The organism is Marinobacter sp. C7, from assembly GCF_022343555.1.
Lineage (GTDB): Bacteria > Pseudomonadota > Gammaproteobacteria > Pseudomonadales > Oleiphilaceae > Marinobacter.
In genome coordinates, this window is sequence record NZ_JAKQZH010000090.1 from 1 (window position 1) to 528 (window position 528).

The following is a 528-nucleotide window of genomic DNA, read 5'->3' on the forward strand; positions in this document are numbered from 1 at the left end:
TGAGCCAGCCGGCATTCGTCGGCTCCCAGCCGAAAAGGGCCGGACTGTCCCTGCCCTCGGCGCGCGCCGCCTCGGCATTGGCGGCCTGGAAAAGCTGCATGTAGGCGGCGGTGGTGAAGGGAATGGAACCGGCAAAGAAGGTTACGTTGGTCGTCCAGGACGGCAGATGCGCCACCATCGCCGGATAGAGCGCCATGGCGCTGCCCGCCATGAACAGCGCCGAGCCCAAGACGAAGATCAGCCCGGTCAGCCAGTTGTAGAGTGCCGTCTGCCAGAATGGGGCCGGAACATTCTCCAGGGCCCGGCGGTGTCGGAAAAGGCCCTTGCGGTGATCGCGCGAACGCCAGACCAGCGCCCGGCCGTCGCGGTGGAAGTAGCGGATGGTAACAAAGGGCCAGGGACCGGCATGCCTAGTTTCGGCACTGTCGTCGGTGGTGGGTTCCATCACGTCAATTCACTATCCAGCTGAAACCTGCAGGTGCAGTAAGTCCAAACGAGCAATTGAGCTGTAGAGGATCGCAGCCATCG

General features: G+C 63.3%; 1 protein-coding gene. It reads right to left on the reverse strand.

Annotation, left to right across the window (positions count from 1 at the left end):
• Positions 1–445, reverse strand: a 445-nt coding sequence (locus MD273_RS18890; protein WP_239039302.1) for a hypothetical protein, incomplete at its 3' end; no start/stop codon positions are given.
• Between the last annotated feature and the right edge of the window lie 83 nt (positions 446–528).